The 17046-nt window shown below is 63.7% G+C and carries 18 protein-coding genes and 1 pseudogene; 9 read left to right on the top strand and 10 right to left on the bottom strand.

Annotated features, from left to right (window positions below; translation table 11 throughout):
- Positions 1-48: 48 nt before the first annotated feature.
- The 3 genes from IM708_RS18080 to IM708_RS18070 all read right to left on the bottom strand — a co-directional run bounded on the left by IM708_RS18080 (position 49) and on the right by IM708_RS18070 (position 2506).
- Entirely contained in the window at positions 49-1002 is a 954-nt protein-coding gene (locus tag IM708_RS18080; RefSeq protein WP_209427973.1) for a patatin-like phospholipase family protein, read from the bottom strand.
- 3 nt (positions 1003-1005) lie between these two features.
- Entirely contained in the window at positions 1006-1524 is a 519-nt protein-coding gene (locus IM708_RS18075) for a hypothetical protein (protein WP_209427972.1), read from the bottom strand.
- Positions 1525-1819: 295 nt separating this feature from the next.
- The gene (locus tag IM708_RS18070; protein ID WP_209427971.1) at positions 1820-2506 is read right to left on the bottom strand and encodes an FCD domain-containing protein; all 687 of its coding nucleotides are present in this window, start codon (positions 2504-2506) and stop codon (positions 1820-1822) included.
- Positions 2507-2782: 276 nt separating this feature from the next.
- Here IM708_RS18070 and IM708_RS18065 point away from each other — a divergent pair, with 276 nt between their 5' ends.
- From IM708_RS18065 to IM708_RS18045, 5 genes are all read left to right on the top strand, one after another.
- Positions 2783-3733, top strand: a complete 951-nt coding sequence (locus IM708_RS18065) for a TRAP transporter substrate-binding protein (protein ID WP_209427970.1) — start codon at positions 2783-2785, stop codon at positions 3731-3733.
- A 76-nt stretch (positions 3734-3809) separates the two neighbouring features.
- A complete protein-coding gene (locus tag IM708_RS18060) occupies positions 3810-4316 on the top strand; it encodes a TRAP transporter small permease (protein ID WP_209427969.1) in 507 nt (168 codons plus the stop codon).
- Positions 4313-5605, top strand: a complete 1293-nt coding sequence (locus IM708_RS18055; RefSeq protein WP_209427968.1) for a TRAP transporter large permease — start codon at positions 4313-4315, stop codon at positions 5603-5605. Before IM708_RS18060 ends, IM708_RS18055 begins: the two co-directional genes overlap by 4 nt.
- A 12-nt stretch (positions 5606-5617) precedes the next feature.
- A complete protein-coding gene (locus IM708_RS18050) occupies positions 5618-6628 on the top strand; it encodes an NAD(P)-dependent oxidoreductase (RefSeq protein ID WP_209427967.1) in 1011 nt (336 codons plus the stop codon).
- Complete coding sequence (locus IM708_RS18045; protein ID WP_209427966.1) at positions 6625-7476, top strand: amidohydrolase family protein; 852 nt, start codon at positions 6625-6627, stop codon at positions 7474-7476. The genes IM708_RS18050 and IM708_RS18045 overlap by 4 nt, the downstream gene beginning before the upstream one ends.
- Positions 7477-7823: 347 nt before the next feature.
- Here the strand turns inward: IM708_RS18045 and IM708_RS18040 are convergent, their stop codons facing one another.
- From IM708_RS18040 to IM708_RS18030, 3 genes are all read right to left on the bottom strand, one after another.
- Positions 7824-9533 carry an ABC transporter permease subunit gene (locus IM708_RS18040; protein WP_348524997.1) on the bottom strand — a complete coding sequence of 570 codons (1710 nt, stop codon included), beginning with the start codon at positions 9531-9533 and terminating at the stop codon, positions 7824-7826.
- The gene (locus tag IM708_RS18035; protein ID WP_209427965.1) at positions 9530-10537 is read right to left on the bottom strand and encodes an ATP-binding cassette domain-containing protein; all 1008 of its coding nucleotides are present in this window, start codon (positions 10535-10537) and stop codon (positions 9530-9532) included. The genes IM708_RS18040 and IM708_RS18035 overlap by 4 nt, the downstream gene beginning before the upstream one ends.
- A 61-nt stretch (positions 10538-10598) precedes the next feature.
- Complete coding sequence (locus IM708_RS18030; RefSeq protein ID WP_245243295.1) at positions 10599-11609, bottom strand: ABC transporter substrate-binding protein; 1011 nt, start codon at positions 11607-11609, stop codon at positions 10599-10601.
- A 122-nt stretch (positions 11610-11731) separates the two neighbouring features.
- Here IM708_RS18030 and hisN point away from each other — a divergent pair, with 122 nt between their 5' ends.
- Together hisN and IM708_RS18020 are read left to right on the top strand one after the other, a co-directional pair.
- Positions 11732-12538 (top strand): histidinol-phosphatase, encoded by an 807-nt coding sequence (gene hisN / locus IM708_RS18025; protein WP_209427964.1) that lies wholly within the window; start codon positions 11732-11734, stop codon positions 12536-12538.
- Between the two features lie 18 nt (positions 12539-12556).
- A complete protein-coding gene (locus tag IM708_RS18020; RefSeq protein WP_209427963.1) occupies positions 12557-13333 on the top strand; it encodes a DeoR/GlpR family DNA-binding transcription regulator in 777 nt (258 codons plus the stop codon).
- Between the two features lie 155 nt (positions 13334-13488).
- Here the strand turns inward: IM708_RS18020 and IM708_RS18015 are convergent.
- Positions 13489-13689: pseudogene (locus IM708_RS18015) on the bottom strand (transposase); the annotation flags it as partial.
- Between the two features lie 260 nt (positions 13690-13949).
- Between IM708_RS18015 and IM708_RS18010 the strand changes: the two are divergent.
- On the top strand, positions 13950-14123 hold the full coding sequence (locus IM708_RS18010) for a CsbD family protein (RefSeq protein WP_209427962.1): 174 nt from the start codon (positions 13950-13952) through the stop codon (positions 14121-14123).
- Positions 14124-14315: 192 nt separating this feature from the next.
- Here IM708_RS18010 and IM708_RS18005 read toward each other — a convergent pair whose 3' ends face one another.
- The 3 genes from IM708_RS18005 to IM708_RS17995 form a co-directional block, all read right to left on the bottom strand.
- Positions 14316-14594 (bottom strand): FAD-dependent oxidoreductase, encoded by a 279-nt coding sequence (locus tag IM708_RS18005; RefSeq protein WP_209427961.1) that lies wholly within the window; start codon positions 14592-14594, stop codon positions 14316-14318.
- Between the two features lie 181 nt (positions 14595-14775).
- The gene (locus IM708_RS18000) at positions 14776-14961 is read right to left on the bottom strand and encodes a hypothetical protein (protein ID WP_209427960.1); all 186 of its coding nucleotides are present in this window, start codon (positions 14959-14961) and stop codon (positions 14776-14778) included.
- 473 nt (positions 14962-15434) lie between these two features.
- Positions 15435-15902, bottom strand: a complete 468-nt coding sequence (locus IM708_RS17995) for a cupin domain-containing protein (RefSeq protein WP_209427959.1) — start codon at positions 15900-15902, stop codon at positions 15435-15437.
- A 133-nt stretch (positions 15903-16035) separates the two neighbouring features.
- On the opposite strand from IM708_RS17995, the gene IM708_RS17990 reads away from it, so the two are divergent.
- The gene (locus IM708_RS17990; protein ID WP_209427958.1) at positions 16036-16968 is read left to right on the top strand and encodes a LysR family transcriptional regulator; all 933 of its coding nucleotides are present in this window, start codon (positions 16036-16038) and stop codon (positions 16966-16968) included.
- The last annotated feature ends 78 nt before the right edge of the window (positions 16969-17046 follow it).

The raw sequence follows: 17046 nt of genomic DNA, 5'->3' as shown, positions 1-17046 counted from the left end.
TTTGAATCAGACTCTAAGGGCCCGCGCGGCGCCGGCCGAGCAACATCGTCAGCCGCGCGCGCTGGTCCGCGGGAGGGACGATACGGCGGCAGCGCCGTTATCCGTGAGCGTCCGCAGGGCGTCCGGGGTGGCGGTGTCGAGCTCGATGCGCTGACCCGCTCCGTCGAGATCCGCATCGAGCCGGATGAAGTCGGCAAGGCGCAGCTCCGGCAGTAGCGCCACGGCGTGATCGACCTGGCTCGACATGGCGAGTTTCAGCATCCGCGCCGGCGGGCGCAGCATCCATGAGGCGAGCCCCCTGGCGCCGGGGTGGTCTTCCCCGTAGGGGCTGCCCGCGTCGTTGCGCGTCGTGCCGATGCTGAGGATATGAATGTCGCTGAGCAGCAGTTCCGGCCAGAGGCGGCGCGCGACCGTAAGGGCCGCGAGGTCGGGCGCATTGGCGAAGAGCCCGCCATCGACATAGCGTCGCCCGAGCGCCTCGATGCGGTGCGCCGGGAAATAGCTCGGCGCCGCGGCGCTGGCGAGGGCCGCGTCGCGAAGACGAACGTCGTGATGCGCAGGATTGGCATTGGTGAAGAGGATGGCGCGCCCTTCGGTTTCATCGAGCGCGGGAAACACGACCTTGTGGTCCAGATCGCCGAGGCGCGGGTTCCATCCGCCCAGCACCTCGTCCAGCGCCGCGTGAAGCGGAGCCGGCGCGTACTTGCTCGTCACGATCCATCGCAGGCGGCGCCACAGACCCGTCCCGGGGAAGATCTTCGGACCGTGCGCGTCGAGCAGGCGGCTGAGCTGTTCGGGGCTGCGGCCGGCAAGGAGTCCGGCGACGCAGAGGGCGCCCGCGGAGGTTCCGGCGAGAAGGTCGAAGGCCTCCGCCATCGGGGCCTGGGCGCTCGCCGCGCCGGCCATTTCGTCGCGCTGCGCCTGGAGATCCTCGAGCACGCGGGTGGTGAACCGAGCCAGGATGCCGCCGCCGGTGAGTGCGAGGATGGCGGCGCTGCGCATCGCTCAGTCCGGCAGAAGGGGAAATATCTTGAGCTCGAGCCGACCGATTTCCGGCGCGAGCGCTTGGGAGAGGTCGTGCCACCACGCGTGGTGATCGCAGACCACGAGCTCGAGATTGTGCTGTATCGCGATCGCCGCCGGGATCAGGTCCATGTCGCTGAGCGTTTCCCGTCCCGCGGGCAGTGGCAGCAGGTCGGCGAGGATCTCGGCCGCGTTCAGGTCGAAGACCGCCGATGTCACGCGCTCGGGCCGGTCCGCGTTGGTTCCGTGGATCTCCATGCGCTGCCCGCGCCGCATCGCCGGAACGACGACATTGGGCAGGATATCGCGGAACATCGGCGGTGTCACCCGCCCCTCGTCTCGCGCCGCGTTGAGTGTGTAACGCCCACCGTCGATCAGGGCCCAAATCACGCTCCCGGGACTGAACGGCATCGGTGCGGCCATGTCCCAGACAATCGCTTCGGGTGAGGGAGACGGCATGCCGGTGTTGTTGGCCTCGACCGATGCACGCAGTTCCGGCATTGCGACCACCATGTCGTCAGACACCGCCAAGGCGGGCGTCGAAATGGCGCATCGACTGTGCAAGAAGTACGACTGCCCAAGCGCGCCATTTGTGTTCGCACGGTTGTTCTGGCTCGCGGCGTACTTTCATGGCTATTGCCTTGAAGAACAGACCTTTGTGCGCTCGTATCCAGCTGAAGGTCAACGAAGCTAGGAATTGAGTGATTCCTCTGAAAACGCCGTCTCCAGATGGGGAGGCGAACCCGCGCAGCGCATGCGCGATCGACATGGGCCAGGGGTAGTCTGGTGAACTCAGTCAGATACCCGACCCGAAGAAGCGTCGAATGGTTCCTCCTATATGGGCCTCGATCGCGTGGCGCGCCCTGAGTGTATCCTTGGATCGTATGGCGTCCAAGATGAGTTCATGCTCCGCCGCCACTCTTCGCGAAGCTTCGGTGAGCGGCAGGCTCCTCATCTTTCGGCCGAGTTCAAAACTGATTCTGATCTGGCGGCGGAGACCTTCAAGCGCCGCGAGAAGATACGGGTTCCGCGAACCACGAGCGAGCGCGAGGTGAAACTCGAAATCAGCTTCGAAGAGCGATCCTTGTGGAAGGCTCGCAGAAACTTGGCTGTTCGCGGTCTCCATAGCCGCGATGAGAAGCTCATCAGCACGTTCAGCTGCTTCCCCCGCGATCGCGATTTCGATCACGAGCCGAAAACTCATGCAATGCTCAAGATCGCGAATGTTCCGGATCGGCAGATGAGAGAATGCACCGGCGTCGCTTCCGGGCAGCGGTTCAATGTAGTTCCCCGACCCACGCCGTGACGAAACGCGCCCCTCAGATCGCAGGAGCGCGAGAGCCCGGCGCAGCACCGGTCTGGAAACTCCGATTGTGCGCGCCAACTCTTCTTCGGGTGGCAGACGACCACCGTCTGCCCACTCCGGAGCGCTGATGATCTCTCCCAGCCTTTGATAGGCAAGAGCCGCCAATCCGTTAATCATCGAACAATGCCCTTCATGCAGCGCCTCAAAGTAGAGTAACTACGATACACGTCAGTAGACGTTTTTACTAATGTTGACTAATCCTGCCGATGCCATCAGTATTAGTGCTGGTAGCGGCGATGTCGCAACCGGAGCGCAGCGGATGGCTTGAGTTCATAACGGACTTAGCTTTTCGTGGGTCGAGGGGGTGGATTCAGCGCTCATTCCTAATGCAATATCTATCTTCGAGGGAGGAAAAGAATGTCATGTTTCTGTAGGTTACTTTCGACTGGCGCAATGGTAGTTGCGCTGCCGATCAGCGCTGGGGCGGTCGAGATGAGGCTCTCACATTCGGCCCAGGCGAGCCTCGATGCCGAGCTTCATACCGCTGCGTGGATTTTTCAAAAGCATCTTGAGGAATTCTCAGAAACCGTGTCGGCTACTCTCTACCCAAATAACGCTTTGGGTCAGGAGCGCGAGGTATACGAAGCAATGCAGCTCGGATCCGGAGCCGACTGCGCAATTTCCGGGACCGCGATTCTCGGCAACTTCAGCGAGAAGATCGGCGTGCTTGACCTTCCCTTCCTTTGGCAGGGATATAACCACGTTCATACGGTTCTTGACGGCGAGGTCGGCGATGCGCTCGTGGAGGACCTGCGAGATTCCGGCTTCGAGGTCGTGGCTTGGATGGATAGCTGGGGCTATCGCAACGTTGTAACCTCGGGGACTGAGATTAGCAGCCCAGAAGATCTTCAGGGGCTGCGCCTCCGCACGATCCCGACAGAGACCTATATCGCCGCGATCAACGCCATGGGTGCGAACGCAACGCCGATGGCCTTTGGCGAGATCTATACCTCGATGGAAACGGGCGTGCTTGACGGTCTCGAGCACAGCGCTGCGATGATTTATGCGAATCGTTTTTTCGAGGTTGCAGACAGCATCACGCTCACAAGACATCTGTTCGGGCCGATCGTATTCGCCTGCTCCAACCAGTTTTGGGAGAGCCTTGACGAGGGGCAGCAGGCCGAGGTGACCGAGGCGGCGCATTTCGCGCGTGATGTCCAGCGCGCTCTCGCGCCTGTGCGTGAGCAACAGGCCCTTGACCGGCTTCAGGAGCGCGGGATGTCGATCAACGAGATCGACACAACCGACATGCAAGAGGCCGCTCGTTCGGTCCAGGACGAACTCTCTGGAGCGATGGGCGCGAGCGACCTTCTGCAACAAATCCGCGAGCTTGGCGAAAGCTGACGGATGAGCGATCGAGATGTGACGGCCGTCTGGGCCGTCACATCGGATATTCCGGACCCGTACAGAAAGAGCATTGATGCCTTCGCCACCTGTTCGCTGGCTTAGCGGCGCTCTCGATATCCTCCACCGGCTGGTCGAGATCTTTGTGGTACTCTTGTTCGTTGCGATGCTTGGAATTGGGCTCGTCCAGATTGTCAATCGCTACATGTTCGGTTTTTCGATCTCTTGGTCGGAAGAATTCCAGCGCTTTGCCCACATCTGGCTTGTCTTTCTTGCAGTAGGCATCGGCTATCGACGCGGGGTGCATATCGGGCTTGATTTGCTACAAAACGCCCTCAAGCCAGCGATGGCGCGGGTGCTTGTTTTCGTCATCGACATTGGTTGGCTTGTCCTTGGCTCCGCAGTCGTAATGACCACCCTGCGAGTTATGGAGGTGGCAAGCCGACAGCGAGCGCCCGCGTTGCGGATCACCATGGACAACATCTACCTCGGGCTTTGCCTGGCGGGTGCATATCTTGTCATCGTGGCGCTCAGCAGGATCATCGCGACCCTCTGGTCGCTGCAGCGCGGAGTGGAGTCGTGACACTCCTCATCTTGTTTGGCGTGTTGCTGGTCGCCGTCGCGGTAGGTCTTCCGATTTTGCTCGCCATCGGGTTGGTTGGGTTCAGCGGAATGATCGCGGCACCAGGGGTTAATCCCGCGCTTTTCGCGCAGCGCATCTTCTCGATCCTCGACTCGTTCAGTCTGCTCGCCCTACCGTATTTCATCCTGGCGGGTTCGATTATGTCCAAGGGGGGCCTCGCCCGCGGTCTCGTCAACTTTGCGCAATCGCTTGTCGGGCACGTTCGGGGCAGCCTCGGGCATACAGCGGTAATCTCCTGCATGGGGATGGCCAACGTGTCGGGGTCGTCCACCGCCGAGGCCGCCGCCGTCGGCTCGATCATCATCCCTTCGATGCGTGACAACGGTTACCGTTCCGGCCTTGCCGCCTCGATCGTCGGCACCGCGGCCACGATCGGACCGATCATCCCTCCGAGCATGACGATGATCGTCTACGGCGCCATGACCGGTGTCTCGATCGGCGGACTTTTCATCGCCGGGATCATCCCCGGGATCATTCTCGGCCTCATGATGATGGGCACGATCCGGCTGCTCGCCATGTTGCCGCGCTACCCCGAATTGCAGGCGCGCGGCCCGCGTGCAAGCCTGCGACAGATTGCCCGGGCGACCGGCGGCGCGTGGGTCGCATTGCTTGCCCCGGTCATCATTTTGGGCGGCATCTTCACGGGTGTGTTCACCGCGACCGAAGCGGGCATCGTCGCGTGCTTCTACGCGCTGATCGTAAGCCTCGTGGTCTATCGAGAGATCGGCATCAAGGATCTCTACCGCATCCTCCTCGACGCGGCAGTCACCACCGGCACCGTCGCGGGCATCATCGGGATGGCGGGTGCGCTTGGCTGGCTGCTGTCCTATCTCGACTTCAACGTTTTCGTACTCAGTAACCTGCGTGCCTTCACGACAGATGCGCTGCTCGCACTGATCCTGCTGCTTGCAGTCTACATACTGCTCACGATGTTTCTTGAAAGCCTCGCGGTGCTGATCGTCTTCGTGCCGATTGCCGCCGAGATTGGACGCGCCTTTGGCTATGACCCTCTGCATCTGGGGATTATTCTGGTGGTCGCAGCGCAGCTTGGCGCGACGACGCCGCCGGTGGCGGTGCTTCTGTTCGTGACGACCAGCATCGCGGGTGGACGATTTATCGACACGGTCAGGGAATGCGTGCCTTTTGTCCTGACACTGCTCTTCTTCCTGATCCTGCTGATTGTCTTCCCACCGCTCACGACCTGGCTGCCCGGACAGCTCGGCCGCTAGAAGGAGGCGTTCGTGCCGAAGCTCTTGCTCACCCACACCCCGGATATGCTGGCGAACTACTACGGCGACCGCGCTGTCGCCGCGCTGCGGGAGATCTGCGAGGTGCGGTTGAACGAGAGCCGCGCCGTTCTCGGCGCCGACGCGCTCATCGAGCATGCGCGCGGTTGCGAGATCGTGGTGTCGGATCGCCAGACGCCAGGCTTTGGCGTCTTCTTCGACGCGGCGCCCGACCTGGTCGCTTTCCTTCGCTGCGCTGTGGACATCCGCAATGTCGACGTTCCAGCGGCGAGCCGCAACGGCATCCTCGTGACGCGGGCGACACCCGGCTTCGCGACCTCGGTGGCGGAGATGGGCTTGGGCTTCATGATTGACCTCGCCCGTGGGATCTCGGGCTGCGTTTCAGCCTACCGGGCTGGACGAGAACCGCCCGTTCACGGCGGCCGAACGCTGGCGGGCGCCACGCTTGGCATAATCGGCTACGGCGTCATCGGGGTGGAGCTGGCGACCCTTGCCCGCGGTCTTGGGATGAGCATGATCGTTTTCGATCCTCACAAGCGCGTGGAAGGCGCCGGGGTCCGGCAGGTCGATTTCGAAACGCTGCTCGCCCAGGCCGATTTCGTTGTCTGCCTCGCCGTTGCTTCGTCCGAGACAGAGAACCTGATGGATGCCAGAGCCTTTGCTTGCATGCGTCCCGATGCCTATTTCATTAATCTCAGCCGCGGCGAGCTTGTGGACGAGACGGCGCTCGAGGTGGCGCTTGCCGGCGGCCAGATTGCGGGCGCAGCGATGGATGTCGGTCGTGCACCCGACCAAAAGCCAAGTCCAAAGCTTGCTTCTCGCGCGGACGTGGTGGCAACGCCGCACATTGCTGGCCTCACGCCCGAGGCGGTGGAGCATCAGGCATTCGATACGGTCGAACAGGTGCGTGCCCTGGTGGAGGGGCGGCTTCCTGAGCATGCGGTGAACCCCCAGGAAGCGATCCGACTGAGCCGTCTAGGGATCCGACGCAAGGAAGAGCAATGACCGAACCCACCAAACCCGCCTTCTGCCCCCCGCCGGGCGCGTGCGACACCCATATTCATATCTACGACCCTGCGTTGCCCTTGGCTCCGACCGCCGTCGCCAATCCGCCTCATGGTAGCGTCGCGGATTACCGCGTACTGCAAGAGCGGCTGGGGTTGGACCGGGTCGTTGTCGTCCAGCCCTCGGCCTACGGAACCGACAACCGCGCTACCGTCGACGCCGTCGCGTCTTTTGGCCTTGATACTGCACGCGGTGTCGCAGTGGTTGATGCTGACACGCCGGACGCCGAGCTTGCGCGGCTGACGCGGGCGGGTACGGTCGGCGCACGTTTCCTGATGCTGCCAGGCGGAGCGATCGGGTGGGAACAGCTTGACCGGATCGCCGCGCGCGTGACCGAACACGGATGGCACGTTCAACTCCAGCTTGATGGACGCTCGCTACCGGATCGGATGTCGCAGATCGCGCGCTGGCCTGGCCGCATCGTAATCGATCATGTCGGCAAGTTCATCAAGCCGGTGCCGGTCGATCACCCCGGCTTCCATTGCTTGTTGGACCTGCTCGAAACGGGTCGCGTTTGGGTCAAGCTTTCTGCGCCGTACGAGGTTTCGGAGAGGGGCCCCCCTGCTTACGAAGACGTTGGCGTTCTCGCGCGCGCGCTGATTGAAGCCGCACCGGAGCGAATGCTCTGGGCGAGCAATTGGCCACATCCGTCAGCACAACATGACCCTCCCGACGATGCTCAACTTCTCTCCCTACTCGACGGGTGGGTGGAGGACGCGGCGATCAGAGACCAGATACTCGTTGCGAACCCAGCACTGCTTTACGGGTTCAACGGCTCCGGCCGTTAGCCGGTTGTTTGCCCCGTCCCGTCGCATGTTCAGCATCGTCAGAGAAACGGAACGCGATACGCTCATCCGGCACGGTTGTTCCGTCTCCTGCCGCACTTTCATGGCTACTGCCCTGAAGAACAATCGTTTGTGCCCTCGGATCCAACAGAGGGGCAAAGAAGCTAGCGCTGCAGTGATTCCTCTGACGACGCCCTGTGATTGCCTCGTTGTCCTGCCTCGCGCCGCATTTTCATGGCTATTGCCTTGAAGAACAATCGATAGTGACCTTGCATAAAGCACAGGAGCAATAGAGGCCGCGCCCTGATGATTCCCCTGACAAAGCCCAGGCAGGCACAAATCTCACCAGATCAGTCGGTTACCTCTAGTTTCCGCGCTGATGACGCCGCTTCCGGGCGGCGCGAGAGCAGGTGGAGGGCCAGTTTCATCAGCCCCATCGCCGCCAGAACCACTCCCATGATGCAGACCGAGAACGCCGCCGCCTGCGTGGTGAACCCGGCCTGGTCGAGCCTGAGGACCGAGACCGCGCCCACGCTCAGGCGCGGGGTGATCAGGAAGATCACCGCCGAAAGCGTCACCATTGAGCGCATGAAGAGAAAAAAGAACACGGCCACCAGCGTCGGCAGCATCACCGGCAGGATCGCGTCGCGCATTCCGTGCAGGCTGGAGCCGCCCATGCAGGTCACCGTCTCCTCCAGCGCCGGCGGGACCGTGCGAATGCCGGTGACCATAGTGAGGAACCCCTGCGAATGGTAGTGATAGAAATTGCAGAGGGCTATCAGGAAGGTAGTACCGTAGACCATGCCCAGAAGCGGATGTGCGACGTTGAACGACAAGACGTAAGATAGCCCCAGCACCAGCCCCGGCACTCCCACCGGTACGATCGCCAGCAGATAGACTGCCTTTGCCGCGCCGCCCGTCAACCGCCGCTGGGCCACGACGAGGGCGAACAGGAGCGCCGTGCCGATCACTGCCGCCTGGGCCGAGACGACCAGCGATGTCCAGAGCGGCGCATAGCCCCCTTGAGCGGTGATGTTGTAGTTGCGCAGCGTCAGGTCCAGCCGGTAGGGCCAGAGCGAGACGAAACTCGCATAGACCACGGTGCCGACCACAGCGACAATGAAAAGGGCGGCGGCGAACGCCACCAGCCCCAGCGGGAGATCGCGCGCGGCCGACCGCGTCGGCGTGACGGGCACCGCGCTTTCCGATCCGCCCCCGGTTTCACGCCGTGCCGCGACCTTTTCCAGATAGAACGCCAGAAGCGTCGGGATCAGCAGGAAGATCCCTACAACCGCACCCATGTTGAAATTCATCTGGCCAACGACCTGGGCATAAATCTCGGTCGCCAGCACGCGATAGTTGCCACCGATCACCGCGGCATTGCCGAAATCGGTGATGGTGACGGTGAAGCAGACGAAACCGGCGCTGAGCAGGCCGAAACGCGCCTTCGGCAGGGTGATGTCGACAAACTGCCGCCAGGGCGAGGCGCCGAGGACCATCGCCGCGTCGTACTGACGCGAGTCCGAATGGCGCAAGGCCGCCTGGATGATCATTACCGCCTGCGGCAGCGCATACATCGTGTTCGAGATGACCAGTCCCCAGAGTCCGTAGATCTGCAGGTTCCAGCCGGTGGCCTGGCTGATAAGCCCATTGCGCCCGAAAAGAAAGATCAGCCCCAACGCCTGGACCAGTGACGGCGCGAGCAGCGGCAAGAGCAGCGCGACCGAGATGAGCCGCCGGTAGGGTAGCCGCGTGCGCTGCAGCGCATAGGCGATGGCAAAGCCCAAGACGACGCAGATCAGCGTCGTAAGCCCGCTCATCACCAGCGAGTTCTGCACTACCCGGCCGATATGGCCCATCCCGAAGACATCGCGGTAATTGCCGAGGCCGAGCGCCCCGTCGCGCTGCACGAAGCTGCGCTGCACAATGATCGCCAATGGGTAGAGAAAGAAGATCGCAAGCCCGACCAGCGGCACGACCAGAGCCGTCATGTGCAGAAGCCGGCCCTCGGCGGACATCCGGGGCTTGCGCGCCTTCAGGGTCGCGATGGCCTCGGTCACGGCAGGACCCAGACGCCCGCGCCCGGTGCCACGCTGAGCGACGCCCGGTCCCCGGGTTCGAGGTCGAGCCCGCGATGCCCGTCAGCAAGGATCCGGATGCCGCGCCAATCGAGGGCGACCCGCTTGCTGTTGCCCAGATAGGTGACGCGCACGACCGCGGCCTCGCCATCCTCGGCGCGGGTGAGCGTGATGTCCTCGGGGCGCAGGGCGAGCAGATGATCCGTCCCCTTCTGCACCGGCAGTGGCCCGGCCACGTCGGGGCCTAGCGCCTGCGCTGCGGCGGCTTCGAGCAGGTTCGAGGTGCCGACGAAATCGGCGACGAACCGGGTGCGCGGGCGGGCATAGACGTCCTGCGGGCTGCCGATCTGCTCGATCGTGCCCGCGTTCATGCAGACAACCTTGTCGGCCATCGTCAGTGCCTCTTCCTGGTCGTGCGTCACCATGATCGTGGGAATGCCGAGGCGGCGCTGCACCTCGCGGATTTCGGTGCGCAACTCCACCCGCACGCGGGCATCGAGCGCCGAGAGCGGCTCGTCCAGCAGCAAAAGCGCGGGATCGACGGCCAGCGCCCGGGCGATGGCGACGCGCTGCTGCTGGCCGCCGGAAAGCTGCCAGGGATAGCGGTCGGCAAAGGCCTCCAGATGCACGATCTCCATCAGCTGCGCGACCTTGGCGGCGACCGCAGCGCCCGGCGCCTTGCGGATGCGCAGTCCGTAGCCGATGTTCTGGGCCACCGTCATGTGCGGGAAAAGCGAATAGGACTGGAAGACGATCCCGAAGCCACGATGCTGCGCGCCCACCCGCGTCAGGTCGCGCCCGCCCAGTTCCAGCGTGCCTTCGTCGAAGGGTTCGAGCCCCGCGACGATGCGCAGAAGCGTGGTCTTGCCGCAGCCCGACGGGCCCAGCAGGCAGACGAATTCCTGGGGACCGACATCCAGGTCGACGCCCGATAGCGCGCGGAACTGACCGAAGGACTTGGACAGGTTGCGGATCTTCAGATGCATCGGACCGGGCACCGAAAAGGCCCGGCAGAGGGATCCGCCGGGCCGGTGTCAGCAGCGGCGATCAGCGGCCGACCAGCTCGCGCCAGCGCGAGATGATGGCATCGCGCGCCTCGCCCGAGGCGGCGAAGTCCATCTGGAACAGCACATCCGACAGGTCCTCGGGCAGCCCGGCCTGGTCGGCGAGCGGCGAGCGCGGCACGCCCGGCAGCGTCACGACGGCCTTGTGCTCGGAATAGACCTGCGCCGCGCTTTCCGACAGCGTCCAGTCGAGGAAGCGTTGCGCTTCTTCCTGATTGTCCGAGCCGCGGATCAGGCCGTTGCCTTCCAGCTCGTAGCCGGCGTAATCCTCGGGGATGACCATCTCCAGCGGGTAGCCCTGGTCGATCCCCTGCATCGCGACATAGGAGAGCGACGCGCCGACCGTGTATTCGCCGACCTGCGCCATCCGGCAGGGCCGCGAACCCGAGGTCGTGTATTGCGCCATGTTCGCGTCGAGGTCCTGGATGAGCTGCCAGCCCTCCTCCTCGCCCATGCCCTGCAGGATCGCGGCGATCTGCAGGTAGCCCGTCCCCGACGAGCCCGGATCGGGCATCACCACCTCGCCCTCGAAGGCGGGATCGGTCAGGTCGGACCAACTGCGCGGCATCTCGGCGCCAATCTGCTCGAGCCGCATGGTGTTGACGCAGAAGGCGCCCATGTAGCCGATCGGCGCGAACCAGCGCCCGTCCCCATCGCGATACTGCGCGTCGAGCTGGTCCACCCCCTCGGCCTCGTAGGGCTCCAGCAGGTCGTAGATCTGCGGGTTGAGGATGTTGGTGACCGCGAACCCCCAGAGCACGTCGGCCTGGGGATTGGCCGCCTCGGCGATCAGCCGCGCGCCCATGTCGCCGGTGGACAGACGCAGCACGTTCACCGTCAGGTCCGGCATCTCGCGCTGCGCGACCTCCAGGTAGGCGGCGATCTCCTCGTCCTCGAGCGAGGAATAGACCGTGATCTCCCCGGCAAGGGCGGGGGCGGCAAGAAAGGCCGAAAGGGCCAGCGTCGCCGTCATCGGCGCGAGGTGCTTGGGCATGGCGCGTCTCCTCTGTTGGTTAGGTGATTTTTCGGGAAGCGTAGCGCAGCTTGGCAAATGTGGCAATCTGTGTTTTTGTGGAAAATATGGTCATAAAGCCGTCGCGCCGCCCGGAGGATCCCATGGACACGCATTCTGCCGCGCTGCCTCTGGGCGACTGGGCCAACATCGCCGAAGGGCTTGCGCGCGACGCCGGGGCCCATGCGCTCGCGTATTTCCGACAGCCGGTCGATATCGAGACCAAGGCGGACCTGAGCCCGGTCACCGTCGCCGACCGCGAGGTGGAGCAGTTGCTGCGCACCGCAATCGCCGCGCGCTTTCCCGACCACGCGATCCTGGGTGAGGAATTCGGCGCCGAGGGCGCGTCCGATGCGCCGCTCTGGATCGTCGATCCGATCGACGGGACGCGCAGCTTCATCACCGGCTGGCCGATCTGGGGCACGCTTCTGGCGCTTTTCGCGGACGGGCGGGCACGCATCGGCGTGATCGAGATGCCGGCCTTGGGTGAGCGTTGGCTGGGCATCGCGGGGCAGGGCGCGTGGTTTGCCGATGCCCGGAACGGACAGCACCAGGCGCGGGCCAGCGGCTGTCGGGACCTGGCGCAGGCGCGGTTCTACACCACTTCGCCCCGGTATTTCGACGCGGATGCCCAAGCACGGATCGCGGCGCTGATCGAGCGCGTGGGCACCGCCCGGTTCGGCGGCGATTGCTACAGCTACGGTCTGCTGGCCTCGGGCCATGTCGACCTGGTGGTCGAGGCGCAGTTGCAGCCCTACGACTTTCTGCCGGTGGTGCCGGTGATCGAAGGTGCGGGCGGGGTCGTCACCGACTGGGCCGGCGCGCCGCTGACGCTGGCCTCGGACGGGCGGGTGATCGCGGCGGCGACGACCGAGTTGCACGCGACGGCCTTGGCCATGCTGCGCGGCTGACGGGCAGGGGGGGCGGTCATGTGGCAGGAAGACCGTCGCCAGCGCCTCCGCTCGATGCTGGCGACCTTCGGCACCGTCTCGGTCGATCATGCGACGCGCGAGTTGGACGTCTCGCGAGAGACGATCCGGCGCGACCTCCTGGACATGGAACTCGCCGGCGAGCTGCGCCGCGTGCGCGGTGGCGCGGTCGGGCTGGAGGCTGCGCGCGAAGCGCCTTATGCGGTGCGCACGATGGCGAACCTGCGCGAAAAGCGCCGGATCGCGGCCTGCGCCGCGAGGCTGATCCGGCCGGGGCAGATGCTCTTTCTCGACGCCGGCAGCACCACCACAATCCTAGCCGAGCGGCTGGCGCTGCTCAGCGGGATTACGGTGGTCACCAACTCGATCGATGTCGCCAGCCGGATCGCCCTGCCGGACAGCCTGCGCAAGCGCGGCAACCAGGTGGTCCTGCTGGGTGGCTCCTTCGCCCCACAGCCCCCTGCGACCTTCGGTGCGGCGACCCTGCGGGAGATCGGTCTCTACCACGCCGATATCGCGCTCCTGTCGCCCTTCGGCCTCGATGCCGAGGCCGGCGCCACCAGCTACGATCGCGACGAGGCCGAAATCGCCCGCGCCATGTTCCACAACGCTCGGCAGCGGGTCCTCTTGGCCGATCACACCAAGCTGGGCAGGGTCAGCCGGTGCGTCTACTGTTTCTTGGCCGAGGCCGACGAAGTTATCATCGACGCCAAGGCGGAGCCTTTGAGTGTGCTGGAACCGATCCGCAACGTGGCGACAAGCGTGACCTTGGCGTAATGCCGTGCATGGGCCTTGTCATTTGTGGATGTATATGGACCCCGCCTGATTGCAACGGTCTGGTTGGTTCTGGTTTGGCGATCGCATTGCGGACGTATATCCGGCTTCTTTGAGGCGCCCGATATGGTAGTGTCCAGAATCTTTCGCACATTTTTTCAGGCGACGGCTCCGTGGGTTGAGGTTTGTTCCGCGTAGAGCGGCGCCATGTTCATGTATTTGCGGGTCGACCACTGGCTGCCTGCGATGTGGCGCAAGCGGGCCGCGGCGAGGTTCAGGCAGCTCTGTCCGTCGGGAAACGAGCCCACCACACGGGTGTGGCGGCGGATTTCCTTCATGATCCTCTCCAGCGGATTGTTAACCGGTTCTCTACATGCGGTTGCTGCGTCAAGTGTTTTCTTAAGACCTCTGCATGGTTGAGGATTCCCCGGCCTTGTCTGCCGTGCTATTGTCCGGTGGGGCAGTTTCCGGGTGGGATAAGTTCCGGGCTCTCCGATCGCCAGCTGCGGCGCTGGGTTCAGATCGATCCGGGCAGTTTTCTGCTCACATTTCGGTGCAGAGGTGAACTACACGGAACGTTGCTGATCCGTTTCAGTTTCACTTTCATCAGGAGGCGAAAATGGATAGCGACAGGGTCAAACGCTCCGCGAAAAAGATTGGCGGCAAAGCGAAGGAGGGTTTTGGCAAAGCCACAGGCGACAAGAAGACCGAGGCTGAAGGCAAAGCCGATCAGACCAAGGGTAAGTCACAGAACACTTTTGGCAGCGCCAAGGATAAACTCCGAGGCAAGTGATGACTGCGGTACGGGGCGGCCGAGACGGTCGCCCCAACTGCTCGCGTGAAAACAGTCCACCTATCGCATCGCACTTTTGGGACGCGAGGGAGCCGTGATCGCACGCTGTTTCCTGATCCGCCCTTGACCACCTCCTTGGCGGCCTCCCTGTTGGCAAAAGTTCAAGCTCAGGAGAAAAATCGATGTCTGACGTCATAGGAGCTTTAGTGATCTTCGCCCTGTTATTCGCGGTGGTAGCGTTTGGCCTCTTGAGGTCCGAAAGAGCGGTACGAAATTCTGCCTCGCACACGCGGAACCGCGATGAGAACCGGACCGAGGTACGGGCCGCGGATACGACGGACCCGGTGCGCTAGCAGCGCCGCCCGACTCCCCCTGCGCGTCAAATACCGTTACGCTTTGGAGAAAACGGGCAAGATAGAGCGCGGCAGTCAGTCCCGCAGGACCGCCTCCCACGATGATGCAATCCTTCATGTTCGGGTGTCCTGTGAGGTGTCACCGGATACAATCATGCGAGACTTCAATTCCTTCTTGAAGCGGCGAGGCAAGCCTTTTTAGTCCACCTGGCCCCCCCGGTCGAAGCGGGTGCGACCGTCAATCACGGGTCCACTTTCCTCAGTAGCGCGCGCGATGAACCTCCGGGGGCAAAAAAGAGCTAGCGATCGTTCGAAGGTTTCTTTTGCGTGTGCCCTGACTTTTTCTCGCCAAGCCCCTGCTTTTGCGGGTTCATGACATCGAACTCTTCCGGGCTGTGCGCTGATCCCGCATGGTCACCTTGCGCATTCTGGCGCTGCCCCGGATCCGGTCGCTTTTCCTTGGCAGGTTTCGGGTTATTCGCCATCGTCAGTATCCTTCTGGGGGTCGCGCAGATCCTGACCTGCCTGTTTCTGCGACCGTTTGGGTCCGGCACCATTTGGACCGGCACGACGCTCCTCAGCGGGGTCAGACTGATTCCTCTTCCCCCCCCGCTTCCTCCGAGCGAACCTTCCGCGACATTTCTTTCTCCATTTCTTTGAACAGTATCGATCGCGTTCGGATTTGCCCGGAAGAAGTTATCCGGACGCTGCCAGCGTGAATGCCTCGTCAATGGCCTACACGTCGGCTAGGCGGACGCGCCATGGCAGGCAATTGCATACTCGGCCTACGCAAGCGTCCGGCCAATCAGCAGGCCGGCGAGCAGGACGATGAGCAGCAGGTTGACGTGACGCAGCGGCGATTGCGCGCGCATCATTTGCTGAGTTGAAATCCCGTGCATGAAATCCCTCGGGAAATGTGCCGCGCAGGTGGGCTCGGATGCCTCTGCGCGGCGCCGGATCATGCCGCACGAGTGGCCGGTTCCGGCAGGAATTCCAGCCGGTAGCGGGCGGCCAAGGACATGATCGCTGTCTCGTCGACACCGGTGAGCGCTGCGGCGTCCAAAAAGAAGGTCTCGAAGCCGCCCGGCGTTACCGCGACCAGCATGCGCAGGGCAGTCTCGCCGACATTCTCGAAACGGTGCGGCACCCCACGCGGCAAGACGACCGTCGCGCCGACTCCGGCCTCGAACCTCTCCTCACCGCACCAGAAACGGACCCGGCCGTCGAGGACGAAGAACATCTCGTCCTCGGCATGGTGAACATGGAGGGGCGCGCCAGCGCCTGGCGTCGTGATCTCCTCCCAGATGCCGATCCGCCCGGCCGTCTCGGCGCCGGTGATGCGGATGCGGTGCTCCCCGAAGGCGAAGCTAAGGTGCGCCTCGCCGGCGGGTGAGATCGCGGCTGTTTCGAAGTCACTGGGCTGCATGTTTGTCTCCTCTTGACAGTATGCTGCTTTCGGTGGCGGCGTTATCTGCCAGAGCCTGCCGTCGAGGTAGCCGGAGACTTCCGGACAGACTGTCCGGTCCGGGCGAACGGAACGGGATGAGGGACAGGTAATCATGGCGCGCTTCGACGAGATCGAGATATTCGCCGCGGTGGTGGAATGCGGTACCATCACCGGCGCCGCCGAACGGCTGCGGCTGTCGAAGTCCCGCGTTTCGGAAGCGGTGATGGGACTTGAGGCGCGGCTGGGCGCGCGGCTTCTCGACCGCACCACCCGCCGCGTGACACCCACCGAGGCGGGCGGCATCTTCTACGAGCGCTGCCGTCGCGCGCTCGACGAGGCGCAGGCGGGGGTCGCCGAGGTGATGGCGCGTCAGGACGTTCCCGTCGGGCATCTGCGGATCGGCGCGCCCGAAGGCTTCGCTGATCGCTACGTAGTCCCGGCGCTTTCCGGGTTTCTGGCAGCGCATCCGCAGATCACCGTAGAAGTCATCGAGGATGTGCGCGTGATCGGCCTTGTCGAGAACCGACTCGACCTGTCAATCCGCGTCGTGCGAGAGCCGGAGGGAGCAATGATCGTGCGCCGGCTGGGGGGCTCGCAGGTTGTCGTCTGCGCCTCACCCGCCTTCGTCGCCCGCAATGGCGAGCCTGAGTGTGGCGAGGATGTGGCGCGCTTTCCCATCGTCGGCTTCGCGCCGCTCTTCTGGGCACGGGAATGGCGCTTTCGGCGCGGTGATGGGTTTACGTCAGTTCCCGTTGCGCCGGTCCTTCAGGTCAACAGCACGGCGGCGTTGCGTGCCGCGGTGCTCGCCGACATCGGAATGTGTGCACTGCCGGTCTGGGCGGTAACGGACGAACTGGCCAGCGGTCGCGTCGTCCGGCTTCTGTCCGGCGAGGTTCTTCCGGAAAGCGGCATCTACGCGGTCTATCCCTCTAACCGCCTCGTCACCACCAAGGTGCGCCGGTTCGTGGACTACCTCGCTCCGGTCCTCCGGCAGCGTTTCGATGGGACGGCACAGATGGTGGATGCGGCGGAGGGATGCCGTTGAGGGGGTTTCCGTTCGGGCCCAACAGTGCCGCTCTTCGCTAATGCATGGTGAAGCGCGGCGGGCGCGAGGAAATGTGAG

This window comes from Pararhodobacter sp. SW119, assembly GCF_017811755.1.
Lineage (GTDB): Bacteria > Pseudomonadota > Alphaproteobacteria > Rhodobacterales > Rhodobacteraceae > Pararhodobacter.
Note: the sequence above shows the minus strand (reverse complement) of the source record. Positions and strands in the feature narration are given on the sequence as shown.